The following is a 13,864-nucleotide window of genomic DNA, read 5'->3' as shown; positions in this document are numbered from 1 at the left end:
AAGCTTCTGAAAGAAGGGTAACCCGGCGCAGGGGGCGCTCCACGCCTAAAGGGCCTTAACCGCGCCCAGCACCTGGGCCAGGGATTCCTTGGCATCGCCAAACAACAGCGAGGTCTGCGGTTCATACAGCAGGTCGTTTTCGATACCGGCGAAACCCGGGCGCATGGACCGCTTCAGGAACACCACCTGCCGCGCCTCCGCCACTTCCAGGATGGGCATCCCGAAAATCGGGGAGCCGGAGGAGGTTTTCGCGGCCGGATTCACTACGTCGTTGGCACCCACCACCAGGGCCACATCCGCGGTCTTGAACTCCGGATTGATCTCGCCCATCTCCTTCAGCGACTCGTACGGCACGTTGGCCTCCGCCAGGAGGACGTTCATGTGTCCCGGCATCCGCCCAGCCACGGGATGGATGGCGAAATCCACCTCAATCCCCCGGGCTTCCAAAGCCAGCGCCAGTTCCGCGGCCGTATGCTGGCCCTGCGCCACGGCGAGCCCGTACCCCGGGACGATGATCACCCGCTGGGCATAGCCCAGCAGGACTGCCACGTCCTCCGCCGACGACGAGCGCACCGGACGCTCGCTCACCGCGGTGGATCCCGCCGTCGAACCTCCCCGGAACGCCCCGAACAGGATGCCCGCGACACTCCGGCCCATGGCCGCCGCCATGGCCCGGGTAAGGATGGTGCCCGAGGCGCCCACCAGGGTGCCGGCCACCACCAGCAGGACGTTGCCCAGCACCAGGCCGGACGCCGCAACAGCCAGGCCGGTGAAGGCGTTCAGCAGCGAGATGACGATGGGCACGTCGGCGCCGCCCACGGGCAGCACCAGCAGGACACCGGCGGCCAGGCCCAGTGCAAGCAGCAGGACGGCCAGCGGCAGCGAACCGGTCAGGACCACGGCCACGCCGGCGGCCACCGCGGCGAGCAGGACCACGGCCATCACCACCGGCAGCCCGGGAAACACCACCGGGCGGGTGGTCATGAGTTCCTGCAGCTTGGCGAAGGTGATGCCTGAGCCGGCGAAGGAGACGGCACCGACCAAGAGCGTGAAGACGATGGCCAGGCGCACCCACGGGTTGTCCGCGTGGCCCAGTTCCAGCAGGGCAACCAGGGCTGCGGCGCCACCGCCCACGCCGTTGAACAGGGCCACCAGCTGCGGCATCTGGGTCATTTTCACCCGGCGTGCCACGGGTGCCGCCACTACGGATCCGGCGGCGATGGCGACCAGGATCCAGGCAACGTTCTCCAGCCGGGCGGACAGGAACACGGTGGCGACGGCGATCAGCGCGCCGAGTGCGCCGACCAGGTTTCCGCGGCGGGCGGTCCGCGGGGAGCTTAGCCCGCGCAGTGCCAGGATGAAGCAGACGGCCGCGGCGAGGTAGAGCAGGGACGTCCAGACCGGATCCAGGAGGCTCATTTGCGGCCCGCCCCCGGCCCGGGCCCGGTCTTGGCGACGTCCCGCTTGGCGTGGAACATGTGCAGCATCCGGTCGGTCACCACGAACCCGCCCACCAGGTTGGCGGTGGCGAGGACGACGGCGAGCAGCGCCACCGCCAGGACCCACGGGTCGGCGGCCTGGCCGGCCACGATGATGGCACCCACCAGGATGATCCCGTGGATGGCGTTGGCGCCGGACATGAGCGGGGTGTGCAGGGTGCTGGAAACCTTGGACACCACTTCGAAGCCAACGAACACTGCCAGGACCGTGATGGTCAGCAGGGCTGTTCCGTCCATCAGAGCCTTCCTTCCTGCCGGGCTGCCGCTGCGGCACCCGTCCCGGCCGCGGTCCGCGCCGTGAGCAGTTCCGCCGTGGGCTGGTGCCGGACCGCGCCTGCGTGCGTGAGGCAGGCGCCGGCCACCACTTCGTCGTCGAAATCCAGGTTGAGCCCACCGTCGCGGACCAGCAGGGCCAGCAGGTTGGCCACGTTCTTGGCGTAGAGGCGGGAGGCGTCGGAAGCCATTGCGGAGGCGGCATCCTTCAGGCCCACCAGGGTGATGTGGCCGGTGCCGTCGGCGGTGGGGATCGGAATGTCCTGGCCCGGCGCGGAGCCCTCCACGTTGCCGCCGGACTCCGCGGCGAGGTCGACGACGACCGATCCCGGGCGCATGCCCTGCACCATCTCCCGGGTCACCAAAAGGGGAGCCGGCCGCCCGGGGACCGCCGCCGTCGTAATCAGTACATCCGACTGCGCGACATGCGGTGCCAGCAGCTGCCGCTGCCGGGTGCCGGCGTCGGTACTCAACTGCCGTGCGTAGCCGCCGGCCGCTTCGGCCGTCTCAAGGTCCAGCCGGATGAAGGTGCCGCCCATCGATGCCACCTCGTCAGCGGAGGCGGGCCGGATGTCGTTGGCGAAGACACGGGCACCCAGCCGCTTCGCGGTGCCGATGGCCTGCAGCCCGGCCACGCCGGCGCCCAGAACCAGGACGCGGGCCGGCGGGACGGTTCCTGCCGCGGTCATATACAGCGGGAAGAAGCGCGGCAGCCGGATGGCGGCCTCGAGGACACACCGGTACCCGGCCACCAGCGCCTGGGAGGTGAGGGCGTCCATCGACTGCGCCCGGGAGATGCGCGGCACCAGTTCCAGCGCGAAGGAAGTCACCCCGCCGTCCGCGAGCGCCTGCACCGAGGGCAGTTCGGACGACGGCGACGCGAGCCCCACCGTCACGGCTCCCCTTTTGAGGGACGCGGCGGTCTGCGGGTCCAGCGGGCGGACATGGGCCAGGAGGTCCAGCGCGGCGTTATCCAGGTCGGGGACGATAGTGGCGCCCGCCTGGTGGTAGGCGGAGTCCGGATGACCGGCGCCGTCCCCTGCCCCGGCTTCCACCAGGACCTCCAGGCCCATCCCGGCCAACTGCTTCACAGTGTCGGGAGTGGCGGCCACACGCCGCTCGCCCTCCCGGCGTTCCCGCGGAATCCCCAGCTTCACCCGCTGACTCCTCTTCCTGACGAGCGCTGCAGCGGAACTGCTGCACGCAGTTGGCTAGAGTCTAGGGCCAGCGCTCCCGCTGCGGGAGTGGCGTTGCCGGCTTCAGTGGCAAAGCGTTACCCTGATGCCGCTGCGCCCTGAAGCGGCCCGCCGTAGTCAAGCGCTATGCGGCGTGCGGTTTCCATCAGCTGCGGCAGGACCGACGCTTCGATATCCTGGGCGGCGGCGCGGTGCGTCTGCAGCGAAACGTTGGCCGCGGCCACCACCTCGTGTCCCCGCCGGACCGGAACCGCCACGCCGCGCAGGCCTTCTTCCAGTTCCTGCGAGACCATGGACCATCCCCTGGTCCTGGCCGCCTCCACTTCCGTCCGCAGGTCCTCGACGCTGCCGATGGAGTGGTCGGTGAAGCGGTGCAGCCGGACCGAGTGGAAATACTCCTCAAGCTGCGGCGCGGGCAGCCCAGCCAGGAGGACCCGGCCCATGGAGGTGGCCCATGCGGGGAAGCGGGTACCGACGGTGATGGACACGCTCAACAGGCGTGGTGAGGGGACGCAGGCAACGTAGACCACGTCACCGCCCTCGAGGATGCAGAGGGACGTGGTCTCGTTAAGCTCTGCTGCGAGGTCCCTCAGGTGCGGCGCCGCCACTCTGGGCAATGTCAGCGCGGCAAGGTAGGACCGGCCAATGTCCAGGGACCGCGCGGTCAGCTCGAAGGCAGGCCCGGCGGCGCGCAGGTAGCCAAGGTCGGCCAGGGTGAGAAGGAAGCGGCGGGCGGAAGCGCGGGTCATGTCCGTCAGCGCGGCGACCTGGGAGACGGTGAGCCGGGGCTGGTCCGGAGTGAAGGCGAGCAGGACGTCAAAGGCCTTTTCAACCGACTTAACGAAGTAGCCTGCCTGCTCCTCCACTCTTGTTCCTCCCCGGACCGATGAGCGTGCACGGCACTGTGTTGCCGGGCTTTTCGCGCCTGTCCGATCATATCGGGCAGCTGCGCCGTCAAAGGTCCGCCGGAAGGTGCTGCCCGCTAGTGCCCGGCCCGAAGCCGGACCAGTGTTTCCTGCAGCAGGGCGCGGGCCCGGGCGTCCAGCCCGAGCAGGGGCACCATGGCCACCGCCTGTTCGCGGAGGTGGTCCCACCCGTCGATGCATCGGATCCCCATCCTTTGGGCGCAGGAAACACTGGACGTGCTGTGCCGGGCGTAGACGAAGTCGTAGAGGACGGCGTCGGGTGCCAGCGCCGAGCCGCCCCAGGCGGGACCGTCGGAGGTGCCCTTGCCAATGGGGGTGGCATTGACGATCAGGGACGCTTCCGGGGCCAGGTCCTGCGCCTGCTGCCATGTGACGTCCCGGGCGTTGATGCCCAGTTTCCGGGCGAGGTCCAGCAGCTCGTGCGAGGCGTGGCGGTCCCGGTCGCTGATGGACACGGACCCCACGTTGCCCCTGATGGCGATCAGGGCGGCCCGCGCCGCCCCGCCGGCGCCGAGCAACAGGGCATGGCGCTGGTACGTGCCGCCGAGCAGCACTTGGGCCGCGGTGATATCGGTGTTGTACGCCACCAGTCTTTGGGCCTGCCGCACCAGGAGGTTGCACGCCCCACTCAGCCGGACCGGCTCCGCGGCAGCGTCTGCGGTTTCGGCCGCCCAGTGCTTGTGCGGCATGGTGACGTTGGCGGCCATCACGTCCGGCGCCAGAAGCCGCACGCGGACGGCCGCCAGGTCACCATCCGGCGCCACATCCCAGGCCTCATAGGTCCAGCCCCTGCCGAGTTCACGCAGGACGGGATTCCACAGTCGGGGGGACATGGCCTGCGACGCCACCGACCCGATCAGGGCCAGGCGGGAAGGCTGCGTGCTCGGTTCCATTCGTTTTCCACCTTTCGCGGACAGCGGCGTTGTGATTGGCGTCACCAGCTAGTATCCTCGATCTAGGCGCATTTCGCACAGTTGTTCGGTATGCGTACAAATTATTGGATCCACCGCCTTCAGCGTGGAAGGAAAACCGGAAATGACCGACATCGCAGCAGGAGCCCAGGCCCCCTCCACGCCTGAGGGACAGCGCCGGCTTAAGCGCGCCAGGAAGGCGGCGCTGGCCGCATTCCTCGGCGGCGCCCTGGAGTATTACGACTTCTTCATCTATGCAACAGCCGCCTCCCTGGTCTTCTCCAAGATCTTCTTCCCGGCCGGCGACCCCACGGTTGCCCTCCTGGCATCCTTCGCCACCTTCGGTGTGGCCTACGTCGCCCGCCCCTTCGGCGCCGTGGTGTTCGGCCACCTGGGTGACAAGATCGGCCGGAAGAACACCCTTGTGCTCACCCTGGTGCTCATGGGCAGTGCCACGTTCCTCATCGGCGCCCTGCCGAACTTCGAGACGGCAGGCTACTTTGCCCCGGCGCTGCTGGTCCTGCTCCGCCTGCTGCAGGGCCTCTCTGCAGGAGCCGAGACCGCCGGAGCCTCGGCCCTCTCCACCGAAGAGGCGCCTGAAGGCCGGCGCGGCTTCTTCGCCAGCTTTGCCATGAGCGGCATTTCCTTCGGGATCGTCCTGGCGTCCCTGGCGTTCCTGCCCGTGGCTGCCATGTCTGACGCGGACCGCATCGCCTGGGGCTGGCGGATCCCGTTCTGGCTGTCCCTCATCGTGCTGATCGTCGCCTACCTGGTCCGCCGGTCGCTGGCAGAGCCGGAGGTCTTCGAGGAAAAGCAGGAGCACGGCGAACTGGTGAAGCTCCCCTTTGCCAGGATGTTCCAGACGCACCCGGCGCAGTTCTTCCAGGTGGCGCTGATGTCCTTCGAAACGGTCACCAACACGTTCATGCAGTCATTCGGCCTGGCCTACGCGGTGTCTGTCGGCGTCCCGGCCTCCACCATGCTCTGGGTCAGCATCGTGGGCAATGTCCTGGCCGTCGTTACCCAGCCGCTGACCGCGCGGTTGTCCGACACGTTTGGCCGCCGCCCGGTCTTCATCATCGGGGTCCTGGGCTCCGGCATCATGATCTTTGTCTACTTCTCGGTGATCGCCACCGGTAACGTACCGATGATCTTCCTGACCAGCACCCTCATCACCGCGGGCACCTACGCCATGTCCAACGCAATCTACCCCGCTTGGTTCGCTGAACTCTTCAACGTGAAGGTCCGCTACTCCGGCATGGCGATTGGGCTTCAAATCGGGATCCTCTGCGCAGGCTTCACACCGCTGCTCGGCACCGCCCTGGTGGGTGCGGACAAGGCCAACTGGGGCCCCGCAGCCTGGATTGTTGCGGGCTCGTCGATCCTCGCCGTGGCGGGTGCATGGTGGGCGCGTGAAACCGCCAGGACTCCCCTGCGGCAACTCGGCAACCCTGTCCGGTAGGGGCACAGCAGCCACGGACAAAGCGGGGCGGNCCGTCGTCCGCCCCCTTTCAGTGCCCCGCGCCTTTGGCTGGCTGGCGTGTGACAATAAGCGCATTCACACATCTCACATATTGGGGGAACCATGCCAGAGCGCGCAGAATTCGATGCATCACAGCCCGGGGAACGTGAAGGCGGTGCTCCCGCCGAACCCCAGTTCGGGCTGCGGGCACCCGGGGCATGGGCTCCCCCGCCATTCGACCAGTTCCAAGCGGCAGCGCCGGTCAGCGCAGCCAGGGAGGATGTGGTCCGTGGTGCAATCTTCGCCCTCGCTGCTGTTCCCGTCGGTGTCGCCGCCTGGCTGGTGTTGTGGAGCATGGGGTGGATGGCGTCCATTGTTGCCTTCATCGCCGCTGCCGCGGCGGCCCGGTTGTATGTCCTGGGGACCGGAGGGATGATCAGCCGCCGCGGCGCGTGGGTGGTGACCGCCGTAACGCTCGGGACCGTCCTGCTGTCCTTCTGGGGCGGCATGCTGGTGGATGCGGCCAAGTACCTGGGCGGCGGTTCTCCGCTGACCATGCTGGCCGACGCCGGGACATGGGACCTGCTCCTTTACAACCTCGCGACCAACCGGGACATAGTGGACGGGTACGCGGGCGACTTCCTGGTGACCCTGCTGTTCAGCGCCCTGGGCTGTTTCGTCACCCTCCGCCGGCTGTTCGCCCAAACCAGGATCAGCTAGACAGGAGCGGCTGGGTTTCCGGCCCGGTACCCCTAGCCGCGGGCGGTAAGGTCCGCGGAGATGTGCCGGGAGGTGGCCACGATTTCCTGCGCCACCGACGCCAGGTACGCCTCCCGGTCCGGCTTGGCCTCCACGGACTGGGCCTGCAGGGACACGTTAACGGCCGCCACCACCTTGGGGCCGTCATATACGGGCGCGGCAACGGACATGAGCCCCAGCTCCAGCTCCTGGTCCAGCAGGCACCAGCCCTGGGCCCGGATGGTGTCCAGCACCTTCAGCAGTTCCGGGACGGTGCCCAGGGCGCGGGGTGTGAGCGGCTTGATGTCAGCGGCTGCCAGGTAGGCCTTGAGGTCCGGGGCCGAAAGGTGCGCCAGCAGGACCCTGCCCATGGACGTGGCATAGGCGGGGAACCGGGTTCCCACCGTGATGCCGATGGTCATGATGCGGCGGGTGGTGACCCGGGCAATGTAGGCGATGTCGGTGCCGTCCAGCACGGCGGCGGAGGTGGACTCGCCCAGTTTCAAGGACAACTCCTCCAGATGCGGCTGCGCCAGCTGCGGCAGGGACAGCCCCGAAAGGTAGGCGTAGCCCAGCTGGAGGACCTTGGCCGTGAGGGCGAACGTCTTGCCGTCGGTGCGCACGTAGCCCAGTTCCACCAGGGTGTGCAGGAACCGCCGGGCCGTGGCCCGGGTCAGGTTGGTGCGCGAGGCCACCTCGGTGAGCGTCATGACCGGGCGCTCGGCGTCGAAGGCGCGGATCACCGCCAGGCCCCGGGCCAGCGACTGGACGTACTGGTCGCTGGCCTGCGGGGCGGCCTGGGTATCTGTGCCTGCGGCGTCAATCATGGTTACCAATCCTAGGTGCGGTGACGGGCGCAGGCTCATCCGCCGGCGGGCGTGGCCTTCAGGGGGACGGGCACCAGGTCCTGGAGTTCCTCGAAGGTGCAGCCGAAGGTTTCGCGGACGGTGACGCCGTCCGGGCCGATGAGGAAGACGGCCTTGTCTGTGTAGACGCGGGTGACGCAGCCGACGCCGGTGATCGGGTAGGTGCAGGCGTCCACGATCTTCGAGACGCCCTCGCGGGTGAGGAGCGTCATCATGACGAAGACGTCCTTGGCGCCGGTGGCCAGGTCCATGGCGCCGCCGACGGCGGGAATCGCCCCGGGTGCCCCGGTGTGCCAGTTCGCCAGGTCACCGGTGGCAGAGACCTGGAAGGCGCCCAGGACGCAGATGTCCAGGTGGCCGCCGCGCATGATGGCGAACGAGTCGGCGTGGTGGAAGTAGGAGGCACCCGGTAGTTCGGTGACGGGGATCTTGCCGGCGTTGATGAGGTCCTCGTCGATCTGGTCGCCCTTGGCTTCCGGGCCCATGCCGAGCATGCCGTTCTCCGTGTGGAGGGTGATGTTCTGTTCGTCGGTGAGGTAGTTGGACACCAGCGTGGGCTGGCCGATGCCCAGGTTCACGAAGGACCCGGGTGCGATGTCCCGGGCAACCAGCCGGGCCAGGTCGTCGCGGCCCAGCGGCGTCGCCGAGGTCTGGAGGGACGTTTCGGTGAGGCTCATCTCAAGCCGCCTTTTCTGCCGGATTGCCGCTGCCGGCAACCTTGACGATGCTGTTGACGTAGATCCCCGGGGTCACGATGTTCTCCGGGTCCAGTCCGCCGGTGGGGACGATGTCGGAGACCTGGACAATGGTGTGTCTCGCTGCCGCGGCCATGATAGGGCCGAAGTTCCGGGCGGTCTTGCGGTAGACCAGGTTGCCCTTGCCGTCCGCTTTGAGGGCCTTGATGAGGGCGACGTCGGCGTGGATGGGGGTTTCGAAGACCTGCCATTTGCCGTCCAGGAACCGGGTTTCCTTGCCTTCGGCGAGCATGGTGCCGTAGCCGGTGGGGGTGAAGAACCCGCCGATCCCGGCCCCGGCGGCGCGGATCCGCTCGGCCAGGTTCCCCTGCGGGACGAGCTCGAGTTCGATCTGCCCGGCCTTGTACTTGGCGTCGAAGTGCCAGGAGTCGGACTGCCGCGGGAAGGAGCAGATCATCTTCTTCACCCGGCCCTCCTTGATCAGCAGGGCCAGGCCCTGGTCGCCCTGGCCGGCGTTGTTGTTCACCACGGTCAGGTCCGTGGCGCCGCACTCGAGCAGCGCGTCGATCAGTTCGAACGGCTGGCCGGCGTTGCCGAACCCGCCGATCATCACGGTGGAGCCGTCCTTGATGCCGGCCACGGCATCCTGAACCGAATCTACGAAGTTCAGCATTACTGGTCCTTTCCAGTGTTGGTTCCGGCGGTGGTCATGTTTTCGAGCACGACGGCCAGGCCCTGGCCCACGCCGATGCAGATGGCAGCGACACCCCAGCGCTCACCGGAGGCCTGCAGGGACCGGGCCAGGGTGCCCAGGATGCGGGTCCCGGAAGCACCGAGCGGGTGCCCCATGGCAATCGCCCCGCCGTGCCGGTTCACGATGGCCGGATCGATGCCCCAGGCGTTGATGCACGCCAGGGACTGCGCGGCGAACGCCTCGTTAAGTTCGACGGCGCCCACCTGGTCCCAGCCGATGCCCGCCTTCGCGAGGGCCTTGTTCGCCGCCTCCACGGGGGCGTAGCCGAAATACTGCGGATCATTCGCGTGCGCGCCGCGGCCGGCAATCCGGGCCAGCGGGTCCAGCCCCAGCAGCCCCGCGGCAGCCTCGGAGCCCACCCACGCCGCGGAGGCGCCGTCGGACAATGGTGACGCGTTGCCCGCGGTGACCGTACCGTTCTCTACCCGGAACACGGTCTTGAGCCCGGCGAGCTTCTCCGCCGAAGAACCCTCCCGGATGCCCTCGTCCCGCACCAGGTCCGTACCCGGCACCGGGGCGACGAGGTTGTCGTAAAAGCCCTCATCCCAGGCGGCGGCAGAAAGGTTGTGGGAGGCGGCGGCGAACTCGTCCTGCGCCTCGCGGGTCACGTCGTACTTCTCGCGGAGCCGCTCGGTGGCCTCGCCCAGGGAGATGGTCCACTCCTTGGGCATGGACTTGTTCACCAGGCGCCAGCCCAGCGTGGTGGACGCCAGCGTCATGTCCCCGGCCGGGTACGGCTTCTCCGTCTTGGGCAGCACCCACGGGGCGCGGGACATTGACTCGGCGCCACCGACGAGCATCAGGTCGGCGTCGCCGGCGTTGATCTGGCGCGAAGCAATGATCACCGCATCCAGGGAGGAACCGCAGAGCCGGTTCACCGTAGTGCCCGGGATGGAGACCGGGAGCCCGGCCAGCAGGGTGCCCATCCGGGCGATGTTGCGGTTCTCCTCACCGGCGCCATTGGCGTTGCCGAACACCACCTCATCAATCCGCTCGACATCGAGTCCCGGTGCCCGCTTAACCGACTCCTTGATCACGTGCGCGGCAAGGTCATCCGGGCGGACTGCGGCGAGGCCGGAGCCGAACTTGCCGAAGGGGGTGCGTACGGCGTCGTACACGAAAGCATGGTTCATGGTTCCTCTTGGTTCTCTGGAGACCCAACTGACTGGCAGTTAATGTCGTTTTGGAGCCTCAAAACGACATTAACTGCGAGCTAGTTGGGAGGGGTGGGGTTGGGGGTGGGGTTGGTGCCCGCTGGGTCTTCGTGGGTGGTGTCCATTTCTCGAAAGACCTGCTGGGCGGTCTTGAAGGCGGTGTTGGCGGAGGGTACCCCGCAGTAGATGGCGGTCTGCAGCAGGATTTCCTTGATCTCGTCCCGGCTGAGCCCGTTGGTGACGGCAGCGCGGATGTGCATGGCGAGTTCTTCCCAGTGCCCGTGCGCCACCATGGCCGTGATGGTCACGGCGGAGCGCATCTGGCGGGAAAGTCCGGGCCGGGTCCAGATGCCACCCCATGCGATGCGGGTGATCATGTCCTGGAAGTCGTCGGTGAATTCATCTTTGTTGGCGTTGGCCCGGTCCACGTGCGCGTCGCCCAGCACCTCGCGCCGGACCGCCATGCCGCCGTCGTAGATTTCCTGGCTGGTGGCGCCGGGCTGGACCACGCCGTGCCTGCCGTTCCCGCTCACTTGGCGGCCTCCCGCGATTCGGCCCAGGCCATCAGGCTGCGCATCAGGTCCGCGGTGTGGGCGGGCGCCTCCGCGGGGGCCAGGTGGGAGATCCCCTCCACGGTCACGGCCGTCGCAGTGCCACCCCCGGCGGTGATGCCGGCGGCCACCTCCGCGGCCATGTCCGGCGTGGCCACGCCGTCCAGTGCGCCTGCAATGATCTGGGTGGGGACGGTGATGCTGCCAAGCTGGCTCCGCACATCGAAGCCTGCCAGCGCCTCACAGCAGTAGGCATAGCTGAAGCGGTCGGCATCACGCAGGGAGTGCAGGAGGCGGCTGCTGAACTCGGGTTCGCGGTCCATGAAGCCGGGGGCGAACCAGCGCTGGGCGGAGCCCTGGATCATCACCGGGGTGCCCTGGGTGCGGACTGTTTCGGCGCGCTCCAGCCAGGCTTCGGGAGTTCCGATCTTGGCACCGCTGTTCTGCACGGAGAGGCTCCTGAGCCGTTCGCCGAACGTGATGGCGAGCTGCAGGCCGACCGCCCCGCCCAGCGAAACGCCGGCGTAATGGAAGGCCTCGCCGGGCGCGATGGAGTCAACAAGTTCGACGACGGCGTCCGCGAGGGCCGCGACATCGAAGGGTTCGGTGGCGGCGGGCGAGACGCCGTGGCCGGGCAGGTCCCAGGCCACCACGTCAAAGTCCTTGCCGAGCAGGGTGGCGACGCGGTTCCACAGGATGGATGAGGTGCCCAGGGACGGGCCCGCCACCAGCAGGGGATGGTCGCCCAGGGGCCGCTGGGGCGACAGCAGCGCTGCCTTCAAGGCCGGTTTAGCCACGGGAAGCTCCGTTCGGATCAGAGGGGTTCGGTTCGCGAGTGGGGGAAACGAAGTCGGGAAAGGCGGCCAGGATGCGCCGGGATATCTCCGCCGCCTGGCCAAGGTAGCTGGCAGGATCCAGGAGCTCCACCAGCCGCCCGTCAGGAACGACGGCGGCCGGAACAGCTTCGCGGAGCAGCTTGCGGTAGGTAGCGGCCTGTTCCGGAGGGGGCGCCTGCAAGGTCTGGTCCACCACGTCCTGCAGCTGCTGCTTGCCGGAGCGGCCGTCCTTCTCCGCCAGCAGGGGTGCCACGGCCACGTTAACGCCCTCGGCCAGCAGCAGCGGGCCCGCCAGGTCCAGGTTTCGGCGCATCGCGTCCGGGAAAACCCGCAACCCCCCGGCAAGTTCGCGGATGTGGCCCGCGGCCCCGAGGGCCAGGGCCAGCAGCTGGCGCAGGGCCGGCCACTCGAGGTGCCAGGCCCCGTCGGGGCGTTCGTCGTTGAAGTTGGCGGCAGCCAGGTGCAGCTGGGCGGCCAGGTTGGGGGCCTGCAGCGCGGCGCTGCGGACCAGGACGGACAGCACGGGGTTCTGCTTCTGTGGCATGGCGGAGGACACGCCGCGACCGGCGGCTTTTGGCTCAGCCAGTTCCGCGACCTCGGGCCGGCTCAGGAACAGGACGTCCGCGGCGATCTTGCCGAAGGCGTCCAGCACGGATGCCAGCGCATGCCCCAGGGATGTGATGGCCAGGCGGCTGGTGTGCCAGGGAGCGGCCGCCGGGGCCAGGCCCAACTGGGCCGCCAGCGCATCGGCGAGGGTGAACGGCGTCGCCTGCGAACCCCCGGTCAGGACCGTCCCCGCCGCAAGCGTTCCCGCCGCACCACCGAACTGCACGGGAAACTCCAGGCCCTCCAGTTGCCGGCCAGCGGCGGCCAGCCCCTGGAACCACTGCGAAACCCGCAGCCCAAAGGTGTAGGGGAGCGAATGCTGCGTCAGGCTCCTGCCCACGCACAACGTGTCCGCATGCTGCCCCGCCAGGTGGGCGAGCGCCGTCGTGGTGCCTTTCAGGTCCGCCAGCACGGCGTGAACGGTGTTCCGGGCCAGCAGCATCAGGGCCGTGTCCAGCACGTCCTGGCTGGTCAGCGAGGTGTGGACGGCCTTCGCAGCGCCCACCCCGGCAGTGTCCAGCGCTGCCACATTCTTCCGGAGGCCCGCCAGCAGCGGAATCACCGGGTTGCCGCCGCCCTGGGCGCGGAGCGCGATGTCGGCCAGGTCGTAGCGCCCAGCGTCGGCCGCGGATGCGACGACGGCGGCGGAACCGGCAGGTGCCAAACCTGCCCGTTCCAGCACGGCAGCCCAGCCGGATTCGACGGCGAGGATGGCGGCCAGCACTGCCCGGTCCCCCGTCAGCGCCGCCACCAGCGGTGACGCGGAGACGGGACTGAGCAGGCCGGCGTCGGCCTCTTCCGCGAAGGCGCGCAGATCTCCCAAGGCGGCGTCCGTCACTGGAAGTCCAGGAAGACCGTCTCGCCCTCACCCTGCAGGCGGATGTCAAAGGTGAGGCCGCCGTCGGCGTCGCGGCGGGCGATCAGCGTCTTGCGGCGCTCCGGGTCCAACGAACTGAGCAGCGGATCGTTGGCCAGTGCCTCGGTGTCCTCCGGCAGGTAGATGCGGGTGAACAGGCGGTTGGTGAGGCCGCGGGCGAAGAGCGCCACGGAGATGAACGGCGCCGCGCCCGGCTTGGTGGGCCCGGGGTTGACGGTGGTGAAGGTGTAGACGCCGGTGTTGCCGACGGCACCGCGGCCCCAGCCGGTAAAGGTGTAGCCGTCGCGGACCAGGGAGCCGGTGCGCTGGACAACCTTGCCCTCGGCGTCGGGCTGCCAGATTTCCAGGATGGCGTCCGGGATGGTGTGGCCGGCGCCGTCGTAGACGGTGCCCTGCAGGCGGATGGACCCGGGGAAGCCGGGCGGCAGCAGCTCGTTGTCCTTTTCGAACGGGAGTGCGTAACCGTAGAACGGGCCGACGGTCTGGCCGGGGGTGGGAACAAGTTTGGTGGCCATTGTTC

15 protein-coding genes are annotated in these 13,864 nt (G+C 68.6%); 2 read left to right on the top strand and 13 right to left on the bottom strand.

Annotated elements, in window-relative coordinates:
* Positions 1–45 precede the first annotated feature (45 nt).
* The 5 genes from ACTJK0_RS06735 to ACTJK0_RS06715 form a co-directional block, all read right to left on the bottom strand.
* Complete coding sequence (locus tag ACTJK0_RS06735; protein WP_440744699.1) at positions 46–1,419, bottom strand: NAD(P)(+) transhydrogenase (Re/Si-specific) subunit beta; 1,374 nt, start codon at positions 1,417–1,419, stop codon at positions 46–48.
* Positions 1,416–1,736 (bottom strand): NAD(P) transhydrogenase subunit alpha, encoded by a 321-nt coding sequence (locus ACTJK0_RS06730; protein ID WP_110545513.1) that lies wholly within the window; start codon positions 1,734–1,736, stop codon positions 1,416–1,418. The genes ACTJK0_RS06735 and ACTJK0_RS06730 overlap by 4 nt, the downstream gene beginning before the upstream one ends.
* On the bottom strand, positions 1,736–2,929 hold the full coding sequence (locus tag ACTJK0_RS06725) for a Re/Si-specific NAD(P)(+) transhydrogenase subunit alpha (RefSeq protein ID WP_110545514.1): 1,194 nt from the start codon (positions 2,927–2,929) through the stop codon (positions 1,736–1,738). The genes ACTJK0_RS06730 and ACTJK0_RS06725 overlap by 1 nt, the downstream gene beginning before the upstream one ends.
* 116 nt (positions 2,930–3,045) lie before the next feature.
* Positions 3,046–3,834 carry an IclR family transcriptional regulator domain-containing protein gene (locus ACTJK0_RS06720; RefSeq protein ID WP_440744698.1) on the bottom strand — a complete coding sequence of 263 codons (789 nt, stop codon included), beginning with the start codon at positions 3,832–3,834 and terminating at the stop codon, positions 3,046–3,048.
* A 116-nt stretch (positions 3,835–3,950) separates the two neighbouring features.
* Positions 3,951–4,787, bottom strand: coding sequence for a shikimate dehydrogenase family protein (locus tag ACTJK0_RS06715; RefSeq protein ID WP_440744697.1), 837 nt, complete (start codon positions 4,785–4,787; stop codon positions 3,951–3,953).
* Between the two features lie 142 nt (positions 4,788–4,929).
* Between ACTJK0_RS06715 and ACTJK0_RS06710 the strand changes: the two genes are divergently transcribed.
* Positions 4,930–6,267 carry an MFS transporter gene (locus ACTJK0_RS06710; RefSeq protein WP_440744696.1) on the top strand — a complete coding sequence of 446 codons (1,338 nt, stop codon included), beginning with the start codon at positions 4,930–4,932 and terminating at the stop codon, positions 6,265–6,267.
* 123 nt (positions 6,268–6,390) lie between these two features.
* The gene (locus ACTJK0_RS06705; RefSeq protein WP_440744695.1) at positions 6,391–6,987 is read left to right on the top strand and encodes a hypothetical protein; all 597 of its coding nucleotides are present in this window, start codon (positions 6,391–6,393) and stop codon (positions 6,985–6,987) included.
* A 32-nt stretch (positions 6,988–7,019) separates the two neighbouring features.
* Here the strand turns inward: ACTJK0_RS06705 and ACTJK0_RS06700 are convergent, their stop codons facing one another.
* From ACTJK0_RS06700 to pcaG, 8 genes are all read right to left on the bottom strand, one after another.
* Entirely contained in the window at positions 7,020–7,832 is an 813-nt protein-coding gene (locus tag ACTJK0_RS06700) for an IclR family transcriptional regulator domain-containing protein (protein ID WP_440744694.1), read from the bottom strand.
* A 35-nt stretch (positions 7,833–7,867) separates the two neighbouring features.
* Positions 7,868–8,548 carry a 3-oxoacid CoA-transferase subunit B gene (locus ACTJK0_RS06695; protein ID WP_440744693.1) on the bottom strand — a complete coding sequence of 227 codons (681 nt, stop codon included), beginning with the start codon at positions 8,546–8,548 and terminating at the stop codon, positions 7,868–7,870.
* Position 8,549: 1 nt separating this feature from the next.
* Complete coding sequence (locus ACTJK0_RS06690) at positions 8,550–9,239, bottom strand: 3-oxoacid CoA-transferase subunit A (protein ID WP_440744692.1); 690 nt, start codon at positions 9,237–9,239, stop codon at positions 8,550–8,552.
* Positions 9,239–10,453, bottom strand: coding sequence for a thiolase family protein (locus ACTJK0_RS06685; RefSeq protein ID WP_440744691.1), 1,215 nt, complete (start codon positions 10,451–10,453; stop codon positions 9,239–9,241). Before ACTJK0_RS06685 ends, ACTJK0_RS06690 begins: the two co-directional genes overlap by 1 nt.
* An 80-nt stretch (positions 10,454–10,533) precedes the next feature.
* Positions 10,534–11,007 carry a 4-carboxymuconolactone decarboxylase gene (gene pcaC / locus ACTJK0_RS06680; protein WP_110545529.1) on the bottom strand — a complete coding sequence of 158 codons (474 nt, stop codon included), beginning with the start codon at positions 11,005–11,007 and terminating at the stop codon, positions 10,534–10,536.
* Positions 11,004–11,822 (bottom strand): alpha/beta fold hydrolase, encoded by an 819-nt coding sequence (locus ACTJK0_RS06675; RefSeq protein WP_440744690.1) that lies wholly within the window; start codon positions 11,820–11,822, stop codon positions 11,004–11,006. The genes pcaC and ACTJK0_RS06675 overlap by 4 nt, the downstream gene beginning before the upstream one ends.
* On the bottom strand, positions 11,815–13,305 hold the full coding sequence (locus ACTJK0_RS06670) for a lyase family protein (protein WP_110545533.1): 1,491 nt from the start codon (positions 13,303–13,305) through the stop codon (positions 11,815–11,817). The genes ACTJK0_RS06675 and ACTJK0_RS06670 overlap by 8 nt, the downstream gene beginning before the upstream one ends.
* The gene (pcaG, locus tag ACTJK0_RS06665; RefSeq protein ID WP_110545535.1) at positions 13,302–13,859 is read right to left on the bottom strand and encodes a protocatechuate 3,4-dioxygenase subunit alpha; all 558 of its coding nucleotides are present in this window, start codon (positions 13,857–13,859) and stop codon (positions 13,302–13,304) included. The genes ACTJK0_RS06670 and pcaG overlap by 4 nt, the downstream gene beginning before the upstream one ends.
* Positions 13,860–13,864: the final 5 nt, after the last annotated feature.

This window comes from Paenarthrobacter sp. 22069, assembly GCF_052046035.1.
Classification (GTDB): Bacteria; Actinomycetota; Actinomycetes; order Actinomycetales; family Micrococcaceae; genus Arthrobacter.
The sequence above is the reverse complement of the archived record's forward strand: the minus strand, read 5'-3'. Positions and strand labels throughout refer to the sequence as shown.

Coding starts and splice junctions, on each gene's coding strand:
- ACTJK0_RS06735 (WP_440744699.1), bottom strand. CDS start 1,419: ATGAGCCTCCTGGATCCGGTCTGGACGTCCCTGCTCTACCTCGCCGCG.
- ACTJK0_RS06685 (WP_440744691.1), bottom strand. CDS start 10,453: ATGAACCATGCTTTCGTGTACGACGCCGTACGCACCCCCTTCGGCAAG.
- ACTJK0_RS06695 (WP_440744693.1), bottom strand. CDS start 8,548: ATGAGCCTCACCGAAACGTCCCTCCAGACCTCGGCGACGCCGCTGGGC.
- pcaG (WP_110545535.1), bottom strand. CDS start 13,859: ATGGCCACCAAACTTGTTCCCACCCCCGGCCAGACCGTCGGCCCGTTC.
- ACTJK0_RS06710 (WP_440744696.1), top strand. CDS start 4,930: ATGACCGACATCGCAGCAGGAGCCCAGGCCCCCTCCACGCCTGAGGGA.
- ACTJK0_RS06690 (WP_440744692.1), bottom strand. CDS start 9,239: ATGCTGAACTTCGTAGATTCGGTTCAGGATGCCGTGGCCGGCATCAAG.
- ACTJK0_RS06700 (WP_440744694.1), bottom strand. CDS start 7,832: ATGATTGACGCCGCAGGCACAGATACCCAGGCCGCCCCGCAGGCCAGC.
- ACTJK0_RS06715 (WP_440744697.1), bottom strand. CDS start 4,787: ATGGAACCGAGCACGCAGCCTTCCCGCCTGGCCCTGATCGGGTCGGTG.
- ACTJK0_RS06705 (WP_440744695.1), top strand. CDS start 6,391: ATGCCAGAGCGCGCAGAATTCGATGCATCACAGCCCGGGGAACGTGAA.
- ACTJK0_RS06730 (WP_110545513.1), bottom strand. CDS start 1,736: ATGGACGGAACAGCCCTGCTGACCATCACGGTCCTGGCAGTGTTCGTT.